Source organism: Neobacillus cucumis (assembly GCF_016908975.1).
Classification (GTDB): Bacteria; Bacillota; Bacilli; order Bacillales; family Cytobacillaceae; genus Neobacillus; species Neobacillus cucumis.
Genome location: NZ_JAFBEX010000007.1, coordinates 111,904 through 133,521, shown reverse-complemented (window position 1 = coordinate 133,521; position 21,618 = coordinate 111,904). Strand labels below are relative to the sequence as shown.

At 36.7% G+C, this 21,618-nt stretch carries 20 protein-coding genes; 16 read left to right on the top strand and 4 right to left on the bottom strand.

Annotation, left to right across the window (positions count from 1 at the left end):
* Positions 1-42: 42 nt before the first annotated feature.
* Positions 43-1,974, top strand: coding sequence for a fructose-1,6-bisphosphatase (fbp, locus tag JOC76_RS11010; protein ID WP_205177661.1), 1,932 nt, complete (start codon positions 43-45; stop codon positions 1,972-1,974).
* Between the two features lie 63 nt (positions 1,975-2,037).
* Here the strand turns inward: fbp and JOC76_RS11005 are convergent, their stop codons facing one another.
* Entirely contained in the window at positions 2,038-2,625 is a 588-nt protein-coding gene (locus tag JOC76_RS11005; protein ID WP_205177660.1) for a DUF421 domain-containing protein, read from the bottom strand.
* Positions 2,626-2,758: 133 nt separating this feature from the next.
* Complete coding sequence (locus tag JOC76_RS11000; RefSeq protein WP_205177659.1) at positions 2,759-3,142, bottom strand: GNAT family N-acetyltransferase; 384 nt, start codon at positions 3,140-3,142, stop codon at positions 2,759-2,761.
* A 525-nt stretch (positions 3,143-3,667) separates the two neighbouring features.
* On the opposite strand from JOC76_RS11000, the gene JOC76_RS10995 reads away from it, so the two are divergent.
* Positions 3,668-4,837 (top strand): glucose-1-phosphate adenylyltransferase, encoded by a 1,170-nt coding sequence (locus tag JOC76_RS10995; protein ID WP_205177658.1) that lies wholly within the window; start codon positions 3,668-3,670, stop codon positions 4,835-4,837.
* 68 nt (positions 4,838-4,905) lie between these two features.
* On the opposite strand, the gene JOC76_RS10990 is transcribed toward JOC76_RS10995, so the two are convergent.
* A complete protein-coding gene (locus JOC76_RS10990) occupies positions 4,906-5,052 on the bottom strand; it encodes a hypothetical protein (protein ID WP_205177657.1) in 147 nt (48 codons plus the stop codon).
* Positions 5,053-5,270: 218 nt separating this feature from the next.
* Here JOC76_RS10990 and JOC76_RS10985 point away from each other — a divergent pair, with 218 nt between their 5' ends.
* Positions 5,271-5,687, top strand: coding sequence for a PTS sugar transporter subunit IIB (locus JOC76_RS10985; protein ID WP_205177656.1), 417 nt, complete (start codon positions 5,271-5,273; stop codon positions 5,685-5,687).
* Here JOC76_RS10985 and JOC76_RS29970 read toward each other — a convergent pair.
* Positions 5,641-7,188 (bottom strand): ROK family protein, encoded by a 1,548-nt coding sequence (locus tag JOC76_RS29970; protein ID WP_239557677.1) that lies wholly within the window; start codon positions 7,186-7,188, stop codon positions 5,641-5,643. The two genes, JOC76_RS10985 and JOC76_RS29970, sit on opposite strands and share 47 nt — an antisense overlap.
* Positions 7,189-7,514: 326 nt before the next feature.
* Here JOC76_RS29970 and JOC76_RS10970 point away from each other — a divergent pair, with 326 nt between their 5' ends.
* The 13 genes from JOC76_RS10970 (at position 7,515) to JOC76_RS10910 (ending at position 21,540) form a co-directional block, all read left to right on the top strand.
* A complete protein-coding gene (locus JOC76_RS10970; RefSeq protein ID WP_205177655.1) occupies positions 7,515-8,435 on the top strand; it encodes a DMT family transporter in 921 nt (306 codons plus the stop codon).
* A 163-nt stretch (positions 8,436-8,598) separates the two neighbouring features.
* Positions 8,599-9,603: a diguanylate cyclase gene (locus JOC76_RS10965; protein ID WP_205177654.1), complete on the top strand. Its 1,005-nt coding sequence runs from the start codon at positions 8,599-8,601 to the stop codon at positions 9,601-9,603.
* A gap of 334 nt (positions 9,604-9,937) precedes the next feature.
* A complete protein-coding gene (gene pckA, locus JOC76_RS10960) occupies positions 9,938-11,506 on the top strand; it encodes a phosphoenolpyruvate carboxykinase (ATP) (RefSeq protein ID WP_205177653.1) in 1,569 nt (522 codons plus the stop codon).
* 453 nt (positions 11,507-11,959) lie between these two features.
* Positions 11,960-12,529 carry a hypothetical protein gene (locus JOC76_RS10955; protein WP_205177652.1) on the top strand — a complete coding sequence of 190 codons (570 nt, stop codon included), beginning with the start codon at positions 11,960-11,962 and terminating at the stop codon, positions 12,527-12,529.
* A 263-nt stretch (positions 12,530-12,792) separates the two neighbouring features.
* The gene (locus tag JOC76_RS10950) at positions 12,793-14,286 is read left to right on the top strand and encodes a S8 family serine peptidase (RefSeq protein WP_205177651.1); all 1,494 of its coding nucleotides are present in this window, start codon (positions 12,793-12,795) and stop codon (positions 14,284-14,286) included.
* A 97-nt stretch (positions 14,287-14,383) separates the two neighbouring features.
* The gene (locus JOC76_RS10945; RefSeq protein ID WP_205177650.1) at positions 14,384-14,563 is read left to right on the top strand and encodes a hypothetical protein; all 180 of its coding nucleotides are present in this window, start codon (positions 14,384-14,386) and stop codon (positions 14,561-14,563) included.
* A gap of 72 nt (positions 14,564-14,635) precedes the next feature.
* The gene (locus JOC76_RS10940) at positions 14,636-15,490 is read left to right on the top strand and encodes a Cof-type HAD-IIB family hydrolase (protein ID WP_205177649.1); all 855 of its coding nucleotides are present in this window, start codon (positions 14,636-14,638) and stop codon (positions 15,488-15,490) included.
* 158 nt (positions 15,491-15,648) lie between these two features.
* A complete protein-coding gene (spoIIP, locus tag JOC76_RS10935; RefSeq protein ID WP_205177648.1) occupies positions 15,649-16,803 on the top strand; it encodes a stage II sporulation protein P in 1,155 nt (384 codons plus the stop codon).
* A 662-nt stretch (positions 16,804-17,465) separates the two neighbouring features.
* Positions 17,466-18,668 (top strand): macrolide family glycosyltransferase, encoded by a 1,203-nt coding sequence (locus JOC76_RS10930; protein ID WP_205177647.1) that lies wholly within the window; start codon positions 17,466-17,468, stop codon positions 18,666-18,668.
* Positions 18,668-18,808, top strand: coding sequence for a hypothetical protein (locus JOC76_RS10925; protein ID WP_205177646.1), 141 nt, complete (start codon positions 18,668-18,670; stop codon positions 18,806-18,808). The genes JOC76_RS10930 and JOC76_RS10925 overlap by 1 nt, the downstream gene beginning before the upstream one ends.
* A 310-nt stretch (positions 18,809-19,118) precedes the next feature.
* Complete coding sequence (locus tag JOC76_RS10920) at positions 19,119-20,078, top strand: aldolase catalytic domain-containing protein (RefSeq protein WP_205177802.1); 960 nt, start codon at positions 19,119-19,121, stop codon at positions 20,076-20,078.
* Between the two features lie 182 nt (positions 20,079-20,260).
* On the top strand, positions 20,261-20,668 hold the full coding sequence (locus tag JOC76_RS10915; protein WP_205177645.1) for a hypothetical protein: 408 nt from the start codon (positions 20,261-20,263) through the stop codon (positions 20,666-20,668).
* A 287-nt stretch (positions 20,669-20,955) separates the two neighbouring features.
* A complete protein-coding gene (locus JOC76_RS10910) occupies positions 20,956-21,540 on the top strand; it encodes a general stress protein (protein ID WP_205177644.1) in 585 nt (194 codons plus the stop codon).
* Positions 21,541-21,618: the final 78 nt, after the last annotated feature.

Below are 21,618 nucleotides of genomic sequence, written 5' to 3'. Positions count from 1 at the left end.
ATGGAAAAAATAATAGTGGATTCTGAAAGGGGATACATAATTTTGAACACAAAATACCTAGATTTGCTATCTCAGAAGTATGATTGTGAAGAAAAAGTCGTCACTGAAATCATTAATCTTGAAGCCATCCTAAATCTGCCAAAGGGGACCGAACATTTTGTCAGTGATTTACACGGAGAGTTCCAAGCCTTTCAACATGTATTAAGAAATGGTTCGGGGAATGTAAAGGAGAAAATAAAAGATCTTTTTAAAGATGTTTTATCTGAAAAAGAAATCATCGAATTTGCGACATTGGTCTATTATCCTGAAGAGAAATTAAAGTTAATCAAGAATAATTTTGGGAATCAACAAGACTTAAACCAATGGTATACAGAAATCATAGGGCATTTGATAAAGCTAATCTCTTATGCTTCATCTAAATATACTCGCTCAAAATTACGTAAAGCATTGCCAAACCAATTTGTTTATATTATTGAAGAGCTCTTATACAAACGGGATGAATCCGCCAATAAGGAACATTATTATAAAAAAATTGTCCAGCAAATCATTTCCTTAGGTCAGGCTGATAAGCTTATTATTGGTCTTGCCTATACGACGCAGAGATTAGTAGTGGACCATCTCCATGTAGTAGGAGATATTTATGATCGTGGACCCCAACCTGATAAAATTATGGATACCCTTATCAACTACCATTCTGTTGACATTCAGTGGGGAAATCATGATGTCCTATGGCTTGGTGCATTTGCTGGTTCAAAGGTTTGTCTTGCTAATATTATTCGAATCAGTGCTAGATACGACAATCTCGATATTTTGGAAGATGTCTATGGAATCAATCTTAGACCGCTATTAAATCTTGCGGAGAAATACTATACAGATAATCCAGCCTTTAGACCAAAGATAAACGCTGATAAAAAGGTATCTGAATATGAACGACTACAAATTACGAAAATTCATCAAGCCATTGCCATGATTCAGTTCAAACTGGAAATGCCAATCATCAAGAGGCGGCCAGACTTTAATATGTCAGAAAGGCTTTTACTTGAGAAAATTGATTATGACAAAAACGAAATAACCATACATGGGACAACATACCAACTTGATAATAGCTGCTTTGCAACGGTTAATCCTGAGCAGCCCGAACAACTTTTAGAGGAAGAAGAGCAGGTGATGGAAAGACTGTTATTTTCGGTCCAGCATTCCGAGAAGTTGGCAAGACATATGAATTTTTTAATGAAGAAGGGCAGTCTTTATTTACAATATAACGGAAATTTATTAATTCATGGCTGTATTCCTTTAGATGAAGAAGGGAATATGGAAAAATTGGTGATTGAAAATAAAACCTATGCAGGCCGTGATTTACTGGATAAATTTGAACATTATTTACGATATGCGTTTGCACATCCGGAAGAGACGGATGATCTTGCGACAGATATGGTTTGGTATTTATGGACAGGGGAATATTCATCACTTTTTGGAAAAAGAGAAATGACAACCTTTGAGAGGTATTTCATTAAGGATAAAAAAACCCATAAAGAGAGGAAGAACCCATATTACTATTTACGTGAAAATGAGGATGTTTGCCGAAAAATCTTGATGGAGTTTAATCTTAATCCAGATCAGGGTCATATTATCAATGGGCATACACCGGTTAAAGAAATAGAAGGAGAGAATCCAATTAAAGCAAATGGAAAGATGCTTGTCATTGATGGTGGTTTTTCTAAAGCCTATCAATCTACAACGGGCATCGCGGGATACACTTTATTATATAATTCCTACGGGATGCAGCTGGTCGCCCATAAACAGTTTAATTCCAAAGAAGAAGTTTTATTAAACGGAACCGATGTTTTATCAGTGAAAAGATTGGTAGATAAAGAATTAGAGCGAAAAATGGTCAAAGAAACGAATATTGGAGAGGAATTATTAAAGGAAATCTCTAATTTGAATAGTCTTCGGGAATATCGTTATATGAACTGAATCGAAAGGGACAGGGAAAAACTGTCCCTTTTTATTTCTGAAGATATTCTTACCACATGATCTTTAATGCAGTTGATTGGGAACTTTATTCGTATGAGAACCAGTCATAACTTCTGTAAAAATGTTATCCTGATTTGTTGAATCAGGTATATTCATTTGTGGGAAATTTGCTTTTAGTATCTTTTCTAAATCGCCCATGGTTAGGGGTCTAGCATGTGGCATCAAAGTAAATCCAAACTCACCATTATCCTCAATCGTTCCAACCTGAACATCTTCCAATTTACTTATTCCTGCCATTCGTAGTCGTTTTTCTAAGTCATCGACGGAGAGTCGAAGCTTTTTAAGGTTATCTACCAATAGTTTTCCTTCGGAAATGACAGGAACCGCTTCACCTTTTATAACTTTTTCTGCCCGATTCCAGTGAAGAGTAATCCATTCCGTCATTACAAGAAAGCCAACAAACGTGGCAGCCCCTAAAATGGTTTTCCCAATCCCTTGTGCACTTACTTCACCTCCAAGGATCGCACCTAAGGAGATAATGATGGTTAATTGAGGAGTGGTCATTTGTGAAATGGATTTACGACCTCCTAATCGAAGGATGAGAGTACCTACAGATGCTAATAGAAGAGATTGCCAAAAAATAGTCCACATATGTATTCCTCCAGAAGTTAGGTTAACTTTATTGTTCTATTCACTTAAGAAAAAAATACCTTATATGGAAGAACGCAAAAAGTAGTGGTAATCTTTTCGATTACCACTACTTATGTTATGTATTATTTGAGGCTCACGCCAGACTCTCTGATAAACTTGGTTGCAAGGAGTCCGTATCACATTTAATATAAAACGCTTTGGTATGTGTATCCGGAATAATATGTGGATCTGGGTATAGTTCTTTTAAGGTTTTAATCATTTTTTTCCCAATTCCTTGTCCTCGATGAGACGGGTTTACGGAAATATGTAGGACTTGCATTATATCCTTCTCAACAAATAAAACACCAATCAACCCAATAATGTCTTCCTGTTCCTTCCATAAAAAAAGCTGTCGATTTTGTTCTGTTTCATATTTTGACATGGTCATCTGAAGCTGTTGCAGGTCTTTTTCATTAGGCATAAATGATAAAAGTCCCATGGCAATTTTGTTAAACATTTTTTTGTAACGTGTCAACATAATAATCCCTCATTCTAAAGAAATAGGCTAAAACAGCTAATCGTTTAAGTTATTAAATATAAAAAATGATATTATGATGTTTTTTATTATATAACAGAACTACCATTAATGTAACATATATTCGAGTTAATATTTTTACATTTCTATTGAATTCATATTAAGAATTAATTTCAGAATTAATTGAAAATAAACAGATGCAAAATCAACAACGGGGCATAAATACGTTTCAAGCTTCTTGAAACCGCCTTCTTAATATTTCACAATAACTTAGTTAGAAAATCTTACGACAATCTTGTTTTTCTGAATATTTAGATTATGATGTATCTATAGGGAAAATTAAACCCAATTATGGTCCTCTTTTTTCCAATCATATATCCCCCTAAAAAACAATCCATTTGTCGAAACATAGGTTGTACCTATAACTTAAGTACTAAACGGACCCATTTCCATTTGAAAAGATTGTATGAAAATTCAATAAAGATAAACAATAAAGTGAGATAGAAAATCTTACCGAAGGAGGAAGTTATGATAAAAAAACAGTGCATTGCCATGCTCTTAGCTGGAGGAAAAGGCTCTCGATTAAAGGAGCTAACCAAAACGATTGCAAAACCGGCTGTCCCTTTTGGCGGCAAATATCGAATTATTGATTTCTCCTTAAGCAATTGCAGCAATTCTGGGATTGATACCGTTGGCGTGTTGACCCAATACCAGCCTCACACTCTTCAAAATTATATTGGCGATGGAAGACAATGGGACTTAGGGCGAAAGAACGGCGGCATTACCATTCTTCCTCCTTTTCAAATTGAGAATGGTGAAAGATGGTATGAAGGTACGGCACATGCAATCTATCAAAACCTAGACTATATTGAAAGCCATAACCCAGACTATGTTCTTGTTATTTCAGGTGATCACATTTACAAAATGAATTATAATAAAATGCTTGAACAGCACAAAGAAACAAAAGCGGAAGCCACTATATCTGTAATCCATGTTCCATGGCGAGAAGCGAATCGGTTTGGAATTATGAATGTGAATAAAGAAACCCTAAGAGTGTTAGATTTTGAAGAAAAGCCGAGACAACCGAAATCAAATCTGGCATCAATGGGGATTTATATTTTTAATTGGAAAATGTTAAAAAGATATTTAGAAAAAGAAGAAAAAAATCCATTTTCATCTAAGGATTTTGGTAAGGATGTCATTCCTTCTATGCTTCTAGATAACCGCCGGGTTTATGCTTATCGTTTTAACGGCTATTGGAAAGATGTTGGGACCGTCCAAAGCCTTTGGGAAGCAAATATGGATTTACTTTCGTATCAAACTAATCCTATTTTGCAGCACGAAGAGTGGGGGATCTATACGCGTGAAACGTCACACCAACCATTTTATTTAGATGAAAAAGCTATATTAAGCCGGTCGTTAGTTTCAGAAGGCTGTAAGGTATTTGGGAAAGTGGAGAATTCGGTCCTTTATCATGGCGTGACGGTGAGTAAGGGTGCAGTGATTAAGAATTCCGTTATTCTGCCCAATTCATTTATAGGTGAGAATGCGGTCATTAATCGATCCATCATCGGCAGTGATTCTTTTATTGGGGCAAATGTTCAATTAGGAGAATCAAATCAGTTTGCTGAAATTGCTTTAATCGGAAATAACCAAATAATTAGGAAAAATGGAAAAATAAAAGGTAATGCCGTTTAACTTAACGTTAATATTATTATGTAAACAATAAAACTCACCCTATAGGATGAGTTTTTCATTTTTAAGGGTTAATTTTCTTGAGATTTCTTTTTCGTATAGGCAATGACAATTAGTTCCTCATCCGTTTCTGTTCGTAATCGATTTTCTAATGTTTGTACTTCTTCTAGCTCTGAATGAGATAATTTTGCTGGTTGATATTGTTGATTGATATCCATTTTACACCCTCCTTTATTATCAGTTTACCCAATGCTCCTAAAATACAAGGGCGTTTTTTCATTGAATCAGGCTAACTAAGACGGTAAAGGATGGAAAAAGAATAAGCCAAAAATCGCTGATGATTTTTCATTCTTTTTTTGGTACCGCTTTCGTGATTTGATGGTATGATAGAAATACAGATTCTTAATCGCATATTTTTTAAAGAGAGGTAAAAAAAATGATCAGAATTCTTTTATGTTGTGGCGGCGGTTTCTCTTCCAGTGCTTTAGCCACAAAGGTTGGAAAGGATATAGTCGAAAATAACCTGCAAAACGATTTTTATATCGAATTTTCTCCATTTAGTCTAGCAAAAGAAAAAATGGCCGAGTTTGATATAGTGGTATGTTGTCCTCATTTAAGATTTGATGTAAAACGAATGATTGATAACCTAAACCCTGATAAACCAATTTATATTCTTCCCCCAAGAATGTATGGATTGATTAATATTCTGGAATTATCTTTAGATGCGATGGATGTTATTGAATTGTATAATAAAACAAAAGTAAACCCGGTGCATTTTCCAGGGGAAGAACATGTTTTAAGAATTACTAGGAATGTGGCTTATCGGAATCAGAAATTCTATGATCTTGTATAGGTAGGTCTAAATTCATTTCAGCCGATATTTGGATCGTTGGGTCTAAAATCTTTTCAAGCGATTTTTGGGCCTGTGTGTCAATATTCTCCTCAGCCGATATTTGGGTCGTTGGGTCTAAATTCTTCTCAAGCGATTTTTGGGCCTGTGTGTCAATATTCTCCTCAGCCGATTTAGGAATCGTTGGGTCTAAATTCTTCTCAAGCGATTTTTGGGCCTGTGTGTCAATATTCTCCTCAGCCGATTTAGGAATCGTAGGGTCTAAATTCTTCTCAAGCAATTTTTGGGCCTGTGTGTCAATATTCTCCTCAGCCAATTTAGGGACCGGTGAGTCTAAATTCATCTCAGCCGATATTTGAACCGGTGTGTCAATATTCTTCTCGGCCAATTTAAGGGCCGGTGGTTCTAAATTCATCTCAGCCGATATTTGGATCGGTGGTTCTAAATTCATCTCAGCCGATATTTGGATCGGTGGTTCTAAATTCATCTCAGCCGATATTTGGATCGGTGGTTCTAAATTTATCTCAGCCGATATTTGAATCGGTGGTTCTAAATTTATCTCAGTCGATATTTGGATCGATGGATCTAAATTCATCTCAGTCGATATTTGGACCGGTGGGTTTAAGGTCTTTTCAGATGATTTTTGAATAAAATGGTACATAGCACCAAGCATTCCTGCGTCATTTTGATGAAGACAACGTTCAACCGGAACTTTAATAGCTTTCCACCAATAAAATTGCTCAAGCTGTTGATTAATCTTATTTAATAGATCCGGTTGGGCGGTCACTCCACCACCGATTAAGATTTTTTGTGGGTTTAAGGTCGCAGCTAGGTTATAGATGCCGTAGCTGATGTTTTTGGCCCATTCGTCAATTAGTTTTCTTACCGATTTATGTTTAACAGCTTCTAAAAAAACGGTCTCTCCACTAATTTTATCTTTTTTACCCTTAAGTTTTTTATAGGAATGAATTAAACCAGTAGTTGAAGCATTGTTATTCAATACACTGCCATCCCAACTAGCTGGGGTTAACATAAAACCGAATTCACCGCTTTGGAAGCTGTGACCATGTAAAAGATTCCCGTTAATATAAATACCACCACCAATTCCAGTTCCAATGGTGAGACAAATAAAATCGGTACAATTTATGGCATTACCACTTACTTTTTCAGCTATTGCCGCACAGTTTCCGTCATTTTCAATTTCAACCCGAAGGGGAATTCTCGATTCTAACAACTCTTTAAGATTTTGTTTGTCCAGTGCGGTTACAGCACCCGCTTGTTTTGAATAACCTGTATTGGGATCAATAATCCCTGGCAAGCTAATTGCAACACCGCTTACAGTATGGTCTTTTGTATACAAATCAATCGTGTCTATCATATCTTGTAAAAACATTTCTAAATTTTTGCTCCTCGTATTGTAACGATCTTTTCTAAGAATGGTTCCATCCTCTAAAAGTAGTCCATGCTTAACTTCTGTCCCACCCACATCAAAACTAATAATCATTCTCTACTTAATTCCTCCCTTCCTAATGTTTTATTGACATAATAAGTATCGAATGCTACTCCTATATAAAATGTTAGTGAAGGCTGATTTGACAGGGGCAAAATAACCGTGTTGTATGAGGTATTTCAATTTTTCTAATCAAAGATTTCTGTTTTATTTTATTAAGAAAATGTGTATAATTTAAAGGATAAAAACCGTACATAAAAGTGAAACCTTGCTAAAATTCCATTTAGTTGAGTGTTGTAAACAGTAGATGGGGAAATAAATCCAACTCTTTGAGGGAAGAGTTGGATTTTATTGTGTTATACAAAAGGGGAGATTGGCAAATGAAAATGACAAAATCGATGGCAAATATCTTGCTATTGATTACAACCGTATTATGGGGTTCAGGATTTGTGGTAACGAAAATGGCATTAGATGCAAACGTATCGGCAGGGTTGATAAATTTTGTTCGAGGCTTTCTCTTTGTTGTTTGCGTGCTACTGTTTTTTCATAAAAAAATAGTTAAAATGACCTTCAACGACTTTAAAGTAGGACTAATCGCCGGATTGCTTAACTTTGGCGGATTTATTACTCAAACCATTGGTGTTATGTATACAACTCCTTCAAATAATGCTTTTATAACCGCTGCATATGTAGTGATTGTGCCTTTTATAGCCTTGATCTTTTATGGGAAAAAGCTTCAAATAAAAAGTTTGGTCTCTATTGCTGTTTGTTTAATGGGAATGATTATTCTTACAGGAATATCAAACGAAGATATAAACATTAATATAGGAGACGTATATACCCTTATCTGTGCATTTTTCTATGCAGGTTCCATTGCCTACCTTGGGTATAGTACGAGTACTACCCATTATAGTGTGGTAGCGTTTATGCTTGCAGTTATCCAAGCAATAGGGGGACTAGGGTTTTGCCTTTTAGTAGAGAAGGGACAGTTATCGGATGTTCATTGGTCTGATGCCATTATCCCATTAGTATACATGGGAGTATTTTGTTCATTTGTAGGTCAAACTTTACAGGTTTTAGCGCAAAAACACACATCAGCAACATCTGCTGGGCTGATCATGACGCTTGAATCCGTTTTTGGAAGCATTTTTTCGATTGCTTTTGGTTTTGAACCTTTTACGCAAAAGTTAGCAGTTGGAGGAATGCTCATTATGGTTTCAATTATTTTAATGGAAGTCGAATTTAAACAATTGTTAATCAAGAAAAAAAAGCAGCTTAAAAAGCTTCCTTTAAACCAGTAATCGTTTTAAATAAGTGGATGGAGTGAATGATAGTAGAATCAACATATTGGATTATTGGGATGTGTAGTGTTCTAGGATGTTTAAGGATATTTTTGTTCACGTATGTATTCTCGTTAGTTTTATATTTTCAGGTTCGTTGATTTTTAGGAACAATCCATCGATCATGAATTTTAGAAAAAAGATCATCATGGGGATATTGACAGGTTTGTTAGGTGTTCTTTTAATGGAATTTAGTATTGGCATACAGAAGGGAACATTTATTGATTTACGTCATATCGCCATTGTGACAGCAGCTTTCTTAGGAGGAACGACGGCAAGTCTTACAGCTGCCATTATCATTGGAGTCGTCCGTTTATTATATTCAGAAATAAATAATATGATTATGGCTATAACAATGATTACGATTCTGGTTGGCTTATTGGTAGGAGAAATTAAAAGATTAAAAATTCCTCCTTTTTATCAATGGCTTTTCATGATTATTTTAAGCACATTTTTGTATTCGATCGTGTTATATTACCGAATCCGACATTTGGAGCATTTTGCTTTGTTTTTGCAAGAATTTTGGGCATTATCTCTAATTGGCGGTTTATTCACTTTTTATTTGGTTCATTTCTTAAAGCTTCACAACTTTTTATATTATAATTATAAATTACAAGCTACTTATGATTACCGAACAGGTCTTAAGAATGCACGGCAATTTGATTTACATTTAACAGAAGCTTTTTCTAATCCAAACATAAAGCAAGACACCATCGGGCTTCTTTTTATTGATATTGATTACTTTAAACAAATTAACGACCGATATGGTCACCCTGCAGGTGATTTGATTCTACAAGAAGTTGCCGGATTATTAAAAAGTTCTGTGCGAAAGCAGGATAAAGTATATCGTAATGGCGGGGAAGAGTTTTCGGTTTTACTTTTGAATACCAACCTAGAAGAAGCGATTCAAATCGCTGAACGGGTCCGAATCTCGGTAGAAAAAAGTACTTATATTTTACCTGATCAAACACAATTAAAAGTGACCATTTCAATCGGAGTGGTCACAAATTCTCGAATAGAAGAATCACCAATGGATTTGGTCCATCAGGCGGATGAAGCTTTATATGAAGCAAAAAGAACAGGTCGAAATAAAGTTTGCTGGGCATTGACTTGCCAGCAATCACGATAAAATCTATCCTAAGCGAAGTATTAGGATGGATTTTTTTATGTACTTTGAGTCTTAAAAAGGTTTGGTGCACATCATCAATCCACCAGAACTAGAATTCATAATATTTACATATTTTTCAGTCTTTTTTACCTTATTTTTCGACATAAATTGGAAGTTTCCCATCATAATAAAGGGGGAGAGCTAAAAACAGATAAGTGATTTGATCGAATGATGTATTATTCAACCTAAATGAGTCGGATGGATTTGATGTTTAATCATCCGCTCTTTTGCTAAAATAAAGGTGTAAATAATGTGAAATACATCACAAACAAATTTTTAAAAAGGTGTGATCAATATGGGGATTAAAAGTTTAAAATCTATTCAGGATATTTTAACTAGTGCTCAGGTTTACCGAAATTTGACTGTTCCAGAACTGGTAGAGGCTGCGATTAAAAGAGGAGAGGGCAAACTCACTAACACTGGAGCACTGCAAGTAACGACAGGAAGATATACCGGTCGGTCTCCTAAAGATAAATACATTGTTTATGAGCCAACTATTGCTGATAAAATAGCATGGGGAAATGTGAACCAGCCTTTTGACCAGGACAAATTTTTCAATCTTTATCAGGACGTTCTTGATTATTTAAGTGATAAAGAACTGTTTTTATTTAACGGCTATGCGGGGGCAGAGGATCTATATTCACTGCCAATAACGGTTGTTAATGAATATGCATGGCATAATTTATTTGCTCACCAACTATTTATTCGACCAGTGGAAGACATCATGAATACTGATACAAAACCCTTTACGATTGTTTCTGCCCCAGGATTTCATGCGATTCCGGCGATACATGGAACGAAGTCCGAAACGTTCATCATTATCCACTTTGAAAAACGACTTGTGTTAATCGGCGGTACTGAATACGCTGGAGAAATGAAAAAGTCCATTTTTACTGTTATGAATACGCTCTTACCTCCCAAAAATGTTCTCACTATGCATTGTTCCGCCAATACGGATATGAAAGGCAATGTAGCACTCTTCTTTGGATTATCCGGCACTGGAAAAACGACCCTTTCTGCTGATCCCAAACGACTTTTAATTGGAGATGATGAACACGGTTGGAGTGAAGCTGGTATTTTTAATATGGAAGGAGGATGTTATGCAAAATGTATCGATCTTTCAGAACAAAAAGAACCGCAGATTTATCGTAGTGTCCGATTTGGGACTGTTCTCGAAAATGTCATGATTGAAGAGAATACGAGAGAGCCTGACTATTATGATCATAGTTTAACTGAAAATACCAGAGCTGCCTATCCGATTGAATATATGGAAAACGCGTTAATTCCTAGTGTTGCCGGGCATCCTAACGTCATCATCTTTTTAACAGCGGATGCTTTTGGAGTACTACCGCCAATTGCAAAACTTACAAAAACACAGGCAATGTATCACTTTTTGTCCGGTTATACTAGCAAACTTGCGGGTACTGAAAGAGGAATAACAAAACCAGAAGCTACTTTCTCCACCTGTTATGGGGCTCCTTTTCTGCCATTACGAGCAAGTGTTTACGCAAAACTTTTGGGAGAAAAAATTGACAAATATGAAACCGATGTATTTTTAGTGAACACGGGATGGAGTGGCGGTCCTTATGGGGTGGGCAAACGGATGGATTTAAACTACACTCGTGCAATGATCACAGATGCAATTACAGGAGAATTGGATAAATTTAACTATACACCTGATCCAATTTTTGGGTTATTAATTCCGGATTGTTGTCCGAGAGTCCCAAATGACTTATTAATTCCTAGAAACACTTGGACGAATAAAGAAGCCTATGATCAACAAGCATTGGAATTAGCAAACCGTTTTAACAAGAATTTTGAAGAACTAGAAAAAAAGGACCCTGCTATAAAAGAGTTGTTTTAAAAGGAAAAGGTTGATTCAATCCTTTTATATAGTAAATAGGAAGAATGAAAGATCAGGAGTTTATCCTGATTTTTTTATGGCAAAATGGTACGAGTGATTAGGGAAATCAACAGATAGAATCGTGTCATCTGGCATCTTTAGCACAATTAAAAAACCAGGTTACGACAAGTTTCAATAACGGTTATAGGACTTTTTCATCAAAAACGTTGAATACTGTGGATTTTTGGAAGAAAAAGCAGGATTTTTGGTATTAAAGAGGAATATATTATATAAAACAACCAATCACTGAATTAAAGAAGTCAGATTATTTAGATTACGAGTAAAACCATAGAAAAAAGGTAATGAGTAAATCTCCCTGAATGTTTTTTCATCATGCAAATAGCTGTTAGATAGATAAAGAAATGCCATATTTTAATCATCCATTCTATCAAGGTATGAAGGAAGGTATGCAAAATGATTGAAAATTTCTTTGCGGACTATAAAAAGTTTATTGTTGAACCGGTAGATGAAAAACGGCATCTAAATGAAGCATATGATCCCAAAAACTATGCTGCTTTTTATATCTTAACACTGTCCATTTTTGATTCCCGTTTATCGACCTGGAAGGATGCGAATAAATTTGAAATTGATATTGAAAAAAGCATCAAAACCGTCCTAAGGGATTTCAATCAAAAACAGCATGAAAACTACCATTTGCAATTATTAGAATTAGATCGGTTTAAAAACTATTTTATCTTGGCCCTTTCTTCAAAAACAAAAATTAATCCGGGGGAAGAAAAGGATCGAATTGCTTATATTGTTGATAAATTACTAACCAATCCTTTTTATGTTGGACAAAGTTGGTTTAACTTAATTGGTGAAAAAGGTAGAGTAGCACGTAAGCTCTTTTGCTGCTCCTTTAAGGAGTATGTGGTGGAGGAGCAAAGTCACTCTATAGAAAAATATGAAAATATCAGTGAATTAATCCCGAAAAATGGGGAGATTAAGCTGATTAAAAGTGCGTTTAAAAGAGATGTTTTATAAGTATATATCAAAAAATCGTCTAGACTTTTGCTAGACGATTTTTTTAATATTGATTGAATTTGTATAAATAGTAATTTTTTGAAAATCTAGTCTTATTTGACTGTTATTTTGACAGTCATAGTCCTTATTTACATGATTCTGACAAGATTAATCAAGTCCGGCAACTTTATGTCGTTTTATAGAGAGAAGTATTTATTTTCTTTCTTTATTAGTAGTCTTAAAATTAGGAATGTTAAGAAATATAAATAGAGGAGGTTTTTCTCATGAAGAAGAAAAGAGGAATGGCGGTGGCAGCCAGTAGTGTTTTAGCTATGTCACTATTATCTTTTTCAACTAGTCTTCACACATCGGCTCAAACACAGACTAGCTCTACACAAGCTGTAAGCAAAAACTATCTGATTGCTTATAAGCAGTCATTGCCAGCAAACTATCAAACGGAAATAAAAAATGCAGGAGGAACAGTAGTAAGAACGATTCCTGAGATTGGGGCAGTAGAGGTACGCTCTGCAAATCCTAGCTTTCTAGACAAGCTGAACTCCACTTCTATAGTAGCTGCCAATTTAGAGAAATCATATAAACTGGAAGATGACAACCCAGAGGGGGCTGATGGTCAGCCTGTTGCCCTAAAACAGGACCCCAATGGTACATATTGGAGTTCTCAATGGGATATTCAACATTTAACAAATGGAGGGAAGTCATACGCCCTTGAAACGGGTGGTACCATAACAGCGAGCGGGGTTAAACATAAGGCGGTAGTCGGAATCATTGACTCAGGTATCGATGCAGGACATCCAGATTTGAAAGCGAACTTTATCGGGGGTAAAAACTTTGTTCCTGCTGGTGGTTATTATGGGGATGTGCCAGAGGAGAAAGGGATTGCCAGTAATGTCACAGATACGAACGGCCACGGAACACATGTAGCCGGTTCGATCGCCGGCAATGGCAAAGTGAAAGGGGTCGGTCCTGACTTAGGAATCCGTGCCTACCGTATTTTTGATGCCAGCGGCAGTGCTCCAACAGGACCTATCGTAGCGGCGATGGTTCAAGCGGCCAACGATGGGGTCGATGTCATTAACATGTCCATTGGGGGATATGATAGTTTGAAATATTACTATGAAGGCACTCGTTATAGTGATATATCAGACGTACTCCTTTGGAAAAAGGCTGTTCAATATGCCGTTAATAAAAATGTAACCGTTGTAGTGTCTGCAGGAAATGAATCGCTTAATTATGCAGATAAAAAGGCACTTACGGATTATATGAATGCTTCATATGCAGATTTGGGAATCAAATATAGCGGTGTTACGGTTGAGGTGCCTGGCAGTACGCCTGGAGTCATTAACGTTTCGTCCTCGAATAAATGGTCAACTGATCAGCTTGCTTTCTATTCAAATTATGGAAATGGCTTTATCGATGTAGCGGCTCCTGGAGGAGATAATGGACCAGTCTATGCGGCAACAGAAGATTTAAATAAACGTGATTTCACCTATCGAGCGCTGTCAACGTGGCCTAGATACCTAGAACCATATTTTACGATGCAAAAAAATGATGGCTACGCCTACTTACATGGAACATCGATGGCAGCGCCAAAAGTAGCTGGTATCGCTGGAGTCATTAAGGCGGCTCATCCTGATTATACACCATCTCAAGTCGAGGCCCTAATCGAAAAAACCGCACTTGATTATGGTAAACCAGGACATGATGAACTCTATGGATTCGGAGAAGCGAATGCGTATACTGCTTTAACTGGTAAATAATACCAAAAGGTGCCTGTTACCAATATGGAGGTCTCTTTCGTAAAAGAAGGGGACTTCTTTTTATTATTTGATTTATCGCGGATGAAATTGGGCGTGATTGGAAAAAAAGCCAATGTGGCTGAAAAATGAGCCAATAATGGGGGAAAATCAGCCAATGCATGCCCGAAATGAGCCAAAGTCCCTCGATAATGAGCCAAAACACCAGAAAAATAAGCCAATCACCATCTACTACTCTCAAAATATCGGAATCCAACGGAAGATTGAGGTAGGAAGATAGCAGTATAGAGGGAAATACAAATAAAGTGTATACTTACTAAATGAATTCTTATTACTTACAGGGGGAACAGATGTGATTACAAAAACAAAAGCAATCTTTTTAGACATGGATGGTACCATCTTAAACCATCAAAATAAGGTAAGTACATATACGAAGGAAATCATTGAAGAAGTGAGAAAACGCGGCATCAAAGTTTTCATTGCTACTGGTCGTGCATATGAGGAAATAGAGGAGCTTACACCTCCCGGCTTTCAAGTAGATGGGGTTGTAGCCTCCAATGGAATGGTGGGATACGTAGGCAATGATGTGATTTTTAAACATTCTCTTTCGCGGGAGCTTGTGGAAACCGTTATTAAAATGGCCAGGGAGAACCAAGTTTATTATGAGCTATTTCCGTATGGCTCTCCTCGCATCACATTAAAACAGGATCAATCATATGTTGAAGATGAAATAAGAGATCCAAAGCCCGAAAGTGTGGGCATCAATGAATGGGATTCTCGTAAGGAATCGATTGCCCAAAAAATCTCATGGGCGGACGAAGTGGTGGGAGATGCATTTTCTAAATTCTATTTCTTTGCGAGAACGAAGGAACAGATCAATCGCTGGAAAGAAGAATTGGATCAATTAAAGAAAGAAATCGACTTTACGACATCCATCTCAACTGAGCATAACGTTGAATTAATGGTGGCGAACGTAAACAAAGCGACAGGAATCCAGCAAATGTTAAAGCACTTTGGTTTGACTGAGTCAGAAACTATGGCCATCGGAGATAGCGATAATGATTTGCCGATGTTCCGTCTGGTAAATTATGCGGTTGCCATGAAAAATGCACCTGATAGTATTAAAGAAGTGGCAGATGACGTAACAGATTTCACATGTGATGAAGACGGGGTATATTCTTATCTTAAAACTAAGTTTATAGGGTAAAATAAACAAGCTCTGAACTCTACTATTCTAATAGAGTTTAGAGCTTTTTTTTATCAATCCGTGGCATAAGTGGCAAAATATTAAAGAATAATAGATTAACCAAGGATTTTGCCATAAAACCTTTTTTAGCTCATATAAATGAGGTAAGGAGGTTTTCAATGAAATCGACAAAAATCATTACGCTAAAACTTACTTATCAATCTATTCTAATGGTTATCTTTATGTTTTTAATTATTTCATTGGTGATTTTCTCGAAAATGAGTATTTCCTCATTAAAAATGAATAATTCCATAGGGATATTAAGTAGTGAAAAACTCTTTCTACAATTTTTCAAATCTGAGAATCATACCTTTTTTCCAGAGATGGACAAGTCGGTTATCACCTTTTCAAAAATGACCAATCTAGCATTCCAAATAGGAACCACGATTAAACCCACAGATGCAAGAACGTTTTTAGGAAATGAAATTCCTGGTTTAGGAGCGTATGACACGGAGATCGTCATTGCTGGTGAAGGGACGAACATAACGAATCTTCCATCTGAATCTGCTCCTCCCAATGAGGTTTTACAAAATGCCCGCAAAGCTTCTGAGGACTCATTAAAACAGAATCAAACGACTAACAACAATAAACCTGTAACCAACCCTGAACATAAAACCGTATTTATTTATCACACCCATAGTTGGGAATCTTATCTGCCCCTTTTAAAAGATGCGACAAACCCGAACGACGCTATCAGCTCTGACGAAAGAGTAAATGTCATAGGCTTAGGAGATCGATTAGCTACGAATTTAATGCGTAAAGGAATTGGGGTTGACCACGATAAAACAAATATGACGCAAGAGTTACTCAAGAAAGGATGGCAATCAACACAAGCCTATACCGAATCGAGGCAAATCGTTGAAGCGGCGGCGACCAAAGATAAGGAATTAAAGTACTTTATCGATATTCACCGTGACTCAGCGCGAAAACAACTCACGACGAAAACGATTAATGGTGTCAATTACGCAAGGCTTTATTTTGTAGTAGGTCGAGAAAACAAAAATTATTTAGACAATCTCGAAGTGGCGAAAGCCTTGAACAATGAGCTAGAAAAAAAATATCCGGGAGTTAGTAGAGGTGTCTTCCTTAAAACATATAAGGAAGGGAATGGGGTATATAATCAAGACATTTCCAGTAAAGCCATGCTGATCGAAATTGGCGGGGTGGATAATAACTTGAATGAACTCGATAATACAGTCGATGTTTTTTCAGACATACTTGCTGATTATTATTGGAAAGCAAATGATGCAAAAGCGGTAAATGGAAATGGTTAAATCATGACCAATCAATATGCTTGAAAAAAATCTATCCTAAGTAGCTGTTAAAGGGTTCCGTTTTCGGGTGCTTTCTTATTAAAAGACACAAGAATTGACGTATGAATTGGCATACGTCTTTTGCTTTATTTATCAAGATTTTCTACGAAATTTCATTCACTTTGACATAGGATTTAACATCATTATTTTAATGGACAATAAGTATTGTACAATAAAAAAAGTGGGTCGTTTGCAGTGCCGTTTTGAGTACCCATTTTATTGATCTTTAGCTGCTGATTCCGGCATCAAGGATCGAGTGGGGCCGCACTTATCGGTTGGGGGATCAGGTTAAGCACCCGATCTAATAAATAGACGGAAAAATTTCGCTTAATTAATAATTATAATAAAAAACAGCTTAGATAGACGGAGAGATTCCGCCTATTGACTCGAAAAATGCGCAAACAAGGAATTTTGCCTTGCATAACCGGAAATCCTCCGCTTATTTACTCCGAAACGAGCTCCATGCTACATTTAACCGGAAAATCTCCGTTTATTTCACTTTCGCTGGTAACTCGGTTTAGGAAAAAGGAGTGAGTGTTATTAAAAGTTGGAAACTTCTAAATATTGGTCTATGATAAAACTGTTACTAATCTAGAGAATTTTTTACTTTAGGAGTGTTTATCATGGCACGTGTTTTATTTATTAATGGGGGTTCTGAAGGACATGTCAACCCTACGATTGCTGTTGTACATGAGCTTATTTCGCGTGGAGAAGAGGTAGTGTATTTTACGATAGAAGCTTTTCGAGAACGGATGGAGAAAACAGGCGCTACGGTTCGAACATTTGATGGTGAAAAATTTATAAAAGCTTTTATTTCAGGTGGAAGAAATTATTTACTCGAACGAATTAACGGTCTTTTGCGAACGGCTGATATAATGATTCCTAGTGTTCTAGAGCAAATCGAAGGGGAACATTTTGATTATATCATCCACGATTCGATGTTTGGATGTGGGCGTTTACTTGCACAAATACTGAAACTTCCAGCCATTAATTCTTGTACTTCTTTTGCACAGACAAAGGCATCATTTGAGAACACATTGGAACAGCTATCACAAAATATCCCAACAGAAATGCTTAAATCGATAACGGATGAATTTCAAAAACTGATAAAAAAAATAAAAGAGACATATGAAGTTGAGATTGGTTCTCCCTATGAAGTTTTTTGTAACCCTGCACCACTTACAATAATTTATACAAGTAAGGAGTTTCAACCGTTTGGAGAAACATTTGATGAAACTTACAAATTTGTAGGTCCATCCATTTCTACACGATCAACCAAAGAAAACTTCGACGTTACTGCTATCAAGGGTAAAAGCCTAATTTACATTTCATTAGGGACAGTCTTTAATCAAGCAATTGATTTTTATAAGCTTTGTTTTAAGGCTTTTGAGAACACGGATCATACTGTTGTCATGTCCATTGGAGAAAAAACTCAAATATCAGAGTTGGGGGAAATTCCTAAAAACTTCATGGTGAAAAATTATGTTCCACAAACTGAGGTGTTGAAATACACGAAGTTATTTATCACACATGGTGGGATGAATAGTACCAATGAAGGTCTCTACTACGGGGTACCGTTAATTGTCATCCCACAAAGCGCGGATCAGCCGATCATAGCTAGTCAAGTGGCCAATATCGGAGCCGGAATTAAATTGCAAATGCAAAACTTGAGTGAAAATCAACTTCGTGAAGCAGTAGATCATGTATTAACACACCCAACTTTTCATCAAGTTGCTGAAACTATGAGGGTTTCTTTTCAAAAATCAGGTGGATATCAGAAAGCAGTGGATGAGATTTTTATATATAAAAATGAATTTGATATTTAATGTTCGTAGCTACACTATTTATTAGACGTGACAACGGCGGATTGAATGAAGGTAAGGCACTAGCGGATTTTTTCACTATTAAGGAACATGAACAACTTCAAAGTGTGATTGATTATCTATTTAAAGAAGAGGACGGCTGAGTCATTGTCGGATATAAAACAGATACCTTTGACGTCAAGAATTTGGATTCATTCGTGAATTACTATCGCACCCAAGTGGAACTCTATGGAATGAACTAGCAGAAAAGGTACAGGTAAAGGTGAAGGAAAAAGGACTTTATTTTACAAGCCCCAATAAATATGTCGTGATTTAAGGGGATTTGTTTTAATCTTTAGACAAAGAAGCCCCTAATTAAAAAATAAGTTTTGACACTTCTGATCGAATCATGATATAAACATTCATAATACCGCATAATAAGACAAATTGGGTAAAAATAGGGGGAGTTCAATGATGGTACATAACAGTAAAATTTTAGACTGTACGATCCGTGACGGAGGTTTAGTAAACAATTGGGATTTTAGTATTGAATTTGTTCAAGATTTATATAATGGATTAAGTGAAGCCGGTGTTGATTATATGGAGATTGGCTACAAAAATTCTGCTAAACTTCTTAACGCGACGGAACATAATCCATGGAGATTTCTGAATGATGATTTCCTAAAAAAGGTCATTCCTGAGAAAAAGTTCACCAAGCTATCGGCTCTAGTCGACATCGGTCGGGTAGATCCAAATGACATCCTGCCTCGCGAGCAAAGTGTTTTGGATATGATTCGGGTGGCATGCTATGTCCGTGAAGTGGATAAGGGGTTAGAACTTGTACAGATGTTCCATGATTTGGGCTATGAGACTTCACTTAACATCATGGCATTGTCAAGCGTGCCTGAGCATCAGCTATTTCAAGCAATGGAATTGGTGAAAGAAAGCCCTGTAGACGTTGTGTATATTGTTGACTCCTTTGGAAGCTTGGATCCTGCGGGTATTGAGCACCAAGTGAAAAAATTCAAGTCATTGCTCCCTAACAAACAACTGGGGATTCATACCCATAATAATATGCAGTTAGCCTTTGCCAATACATTGGCTGCATATCAAAATGGAGTCACCTTCCTAGATTCATCTGTTTATGGCATGGGACGTGCGGCAGGTAACTGTAACACGGAGCTCCTTGTTAGCTATATCCAAAAATCAAGCTATGAACTTAGACCGGTTCTTGGCATAATCGAAAAGCACATGGTAGAAATGCGGCAAAAGTGGGAGTGGGGCTATATCATACCCTACATGATCTCTGGTGTGCTGAATGAACATCCACGTGTCGCAATGGCTTACCGCAGTAGCGATGAACGAGATCAATTCGTGGATTTTTATGACAAAGTCACAACACCTGAAGCCACATTAGCGACAGCGTCGAAGTAGGATATTCATTTGATACAGAAGACCGAAGGAGAGGGACACTCTCCTTTTTTTCCTTTTTATGGGTGTAATTTGGATGTGTAAGACTTAAATTCAGTAAATGATTTATTATTTTTTATTTGTTGTCCACACCTTGTATCAAAACCAATCATAAATTATCAAAAAAGGGCTTGAAGGGATGCAGAGTGCGATTGCAGGAAGATGATAATCATTTAAAAAAGGAACCAAATAGGGAATTAGATCGGTTTTCGAGATTTATGTTTGGAGTCAGAAAGCAAAGAGAAGAAAACAAAAAGGACGAAGATATCTCACAAGACAATCCGGAACAAAAAGAGGCACCTTCTATCCATCGTAAAACGAATAAGTTTGATAATTGGTTTTTTGGTTCTAGGAGACAAGAAGTGGAATCCAGTGCTCCTACTCGTCAAAATCAGCTTGAACAACAAGTAGAAAATATTCTAAACCAAGTGGATATTGGATTGCTTATGGAAACGATTGATATGCTGGTTGAAACAACTAAACAATATAAGCCAATACTGAAAAAATTCACTCCAATGTTTAATCAATTTAAAAAGAAATTCAAATCCAAATAAAATGTTGGCAATGTGTTTGGTCATTTTAATAAAAAACTATACAGTATAATAGTGAGTTAGACCCCAATCAGGGAAACTATATCCTGCTTAGGATTATATATATTTTTATGAAATTAAGAAATTAAAGTTGTTTGTCTATATAGTTTTTAAGCAGTGCTAATATCAGGTCTAATTCCGAAGTTCATTATCTATGATGAGGGACTTTGCGGTACAAAAAGAATGAACGTTTCATTCCTCCACAGGCGGGTAGTGTTAATAAAGACTACCAATTCAAAGGGGGAATTTCGATGTACGAACATGAAAAGTATTTGGTGGGAGTTTACGAAACTGAACAAGAGGTTATTCAGGCGGTTGAAAATTTAAAAAGACAAGGGTACACTTCTGAAGATATTTCCGTTATCGGGAAAAACAAAGAGAAAGTAAATGAAATAAATGATGTCTTAGGAACAACGACCGAAAATAGCGCGATAGCTGGCGCGGCAACAGGAGGAGCAGTTGGTGGCCTCTTAGGACTGCTTGCAGGCGTAGGGGCCCTCGCTATACCAGGCATCGGACCACTTGTTGCGGCTGGACCCATAGCTGCAAGCCTGACTGGGGCGGCTGCTGGCGCAGGACTAGGTGGATTGACAGGAGCTTTAATGGGCATAGGAATTACTGAAGAAGAGGCTGACCATTATGAAGGCCTTGTTAAAGAAGGTAAATTTCTTGTGGTTGTTGAACGTCCAGAAAACCGACATGGAGAGGGACGATTAGTTGAGACAAGTGAAAAAGATACAGCCGAAACCATAAGATTAAATGATCCATACAATCCACCCGTCACCTCCTTAAATCAAACGAATACTAAGATAAACAACAACAGAGAACGTTTATAAGAGAAAAAAGGTACCTATTCAACTGGGTACCTTTTTTCAAGTTTTTAAAACGTCTCAAAGTTTCATAAAGCTTTTGAT

What these genes read in the sequence shown, in the direction of transcription:
- JOC76_RS10925 (WP_205177646.1), top strand. Translation starts at nt 18,668, where the DNA reads ATGTTCGTAGCTACACTATTTATTAGACGTGACAACGGCGGATTGAAT.
- JOC76_RS11005 (WP_205177660.1), bottom strand. Translation starts at nt 2,625, where the DNA reads ATGTGGACTATTTTTTGGCAATCTCTTCTATTAGCATCTGTAGGTACT.
- pckA (WP_205177653.1), top strand. Translation starts at nt 9,938, where the DNA reads ATGGGGATTAAAAGTTTAAAATCTATTCAGGATATTTTAACTAGTGCT.
- JOC76_RS10970 (WP_205177655.1), top strand. Translation starts at nt 7,515, where the DNA reads ATGAAAATGACAAAATCGATGGCAAATATCTTGCTATTGATTACAACC.
- JOC76_RS10990 (WP_205177657.1), bottom strand. Translation starts at nt 5,052, where the DNA reads ATGGATATCAATCAACAATATCAACCAGCAAAATTATCTCATTCAGAG.
- JOC76_RS11000 (WP_205177659.1), bottom strand. Translation starts at nt 3,142, where the DNA reads ATGTTGACACGTTACAAAAAAATGTTTAACAAAATTGCCATGGGACTT.
- JOC76_RS10950 (WP_205177651.1), top strand. Translation starts at nt 12,793, where the DNA reads ATGAAGAAGAAAAGAGGAATGGCGGTGGCAGCCAGTAGTGTTTTAGCT.
- spoIIP (WP_205177648.1), top strand. Translation starts at nt 15,649, where the DNA reads ATGAAATCGACAAAAATCATTACGCTAAAACTTACTTATCAATCTATT.
- JOC76_RS10930 (WP_205177647.1), top strand. Translation starts at nt 17,466, where the DNA reads ATGGCACGTGTTTTATTTATTAATGGGGGTTCTGAAGGACATGTCAAC.
- JOC76_RS10920 (WP_205177802.1), top strand. Translation starts at nt 19,119, where the DNA reads ATGGTACATAACAGTAAAATTTTAGACTGTACGATCCGTGACGGAGGT.
- JOC76_RS10910 (WP_205177644.1), top strand. Translation starts at nt 20,956, where the DNA reads ATGTACGAACATGAAAAGTATTTGGTGGGAGTTTACGAAACTGAACAA.
- JOC76_RS10965 (WP_205177654.1), top strand. Translation starts at nt 8,599, where the DNA reads ATGAATTTTAGAAAAAAGATCATCATGGGGATATTGACAGGTTTGTTA.
- JOC76_RS29970 (WP_239557677.1), bottom strand. Translation starts at nt 7,188, where the DNA reads ATGATTATTAGTTTTGATGTGGGTGGGACAGAAGTTAAGCATGGACTA.
- JOC76_RS10995 (WP_205177658.1), top strand. Translation starts at nt 3,668, where the DNA reads ATGATAAAAAAACAGTGCATTGCCATGCTCTTAGCTGGAGGAAAAGGC.
- JOC76_RS10955 (WP_205177652.1), top strand. Translation starts at nt 11,960, where the DNA reads ATGATTGAAAATTTCTTTGCGGACTATAAAAAGTTTATTGTTGAACCG.
- JOC76_RS10985 (WP_205177656.1), top strand. Translation starts at nt 5,271, where the DNA reads ATGATCAGAATTCTTTTATGTTGTGGCGGCGGTTTCTCTTCCAGTGCT.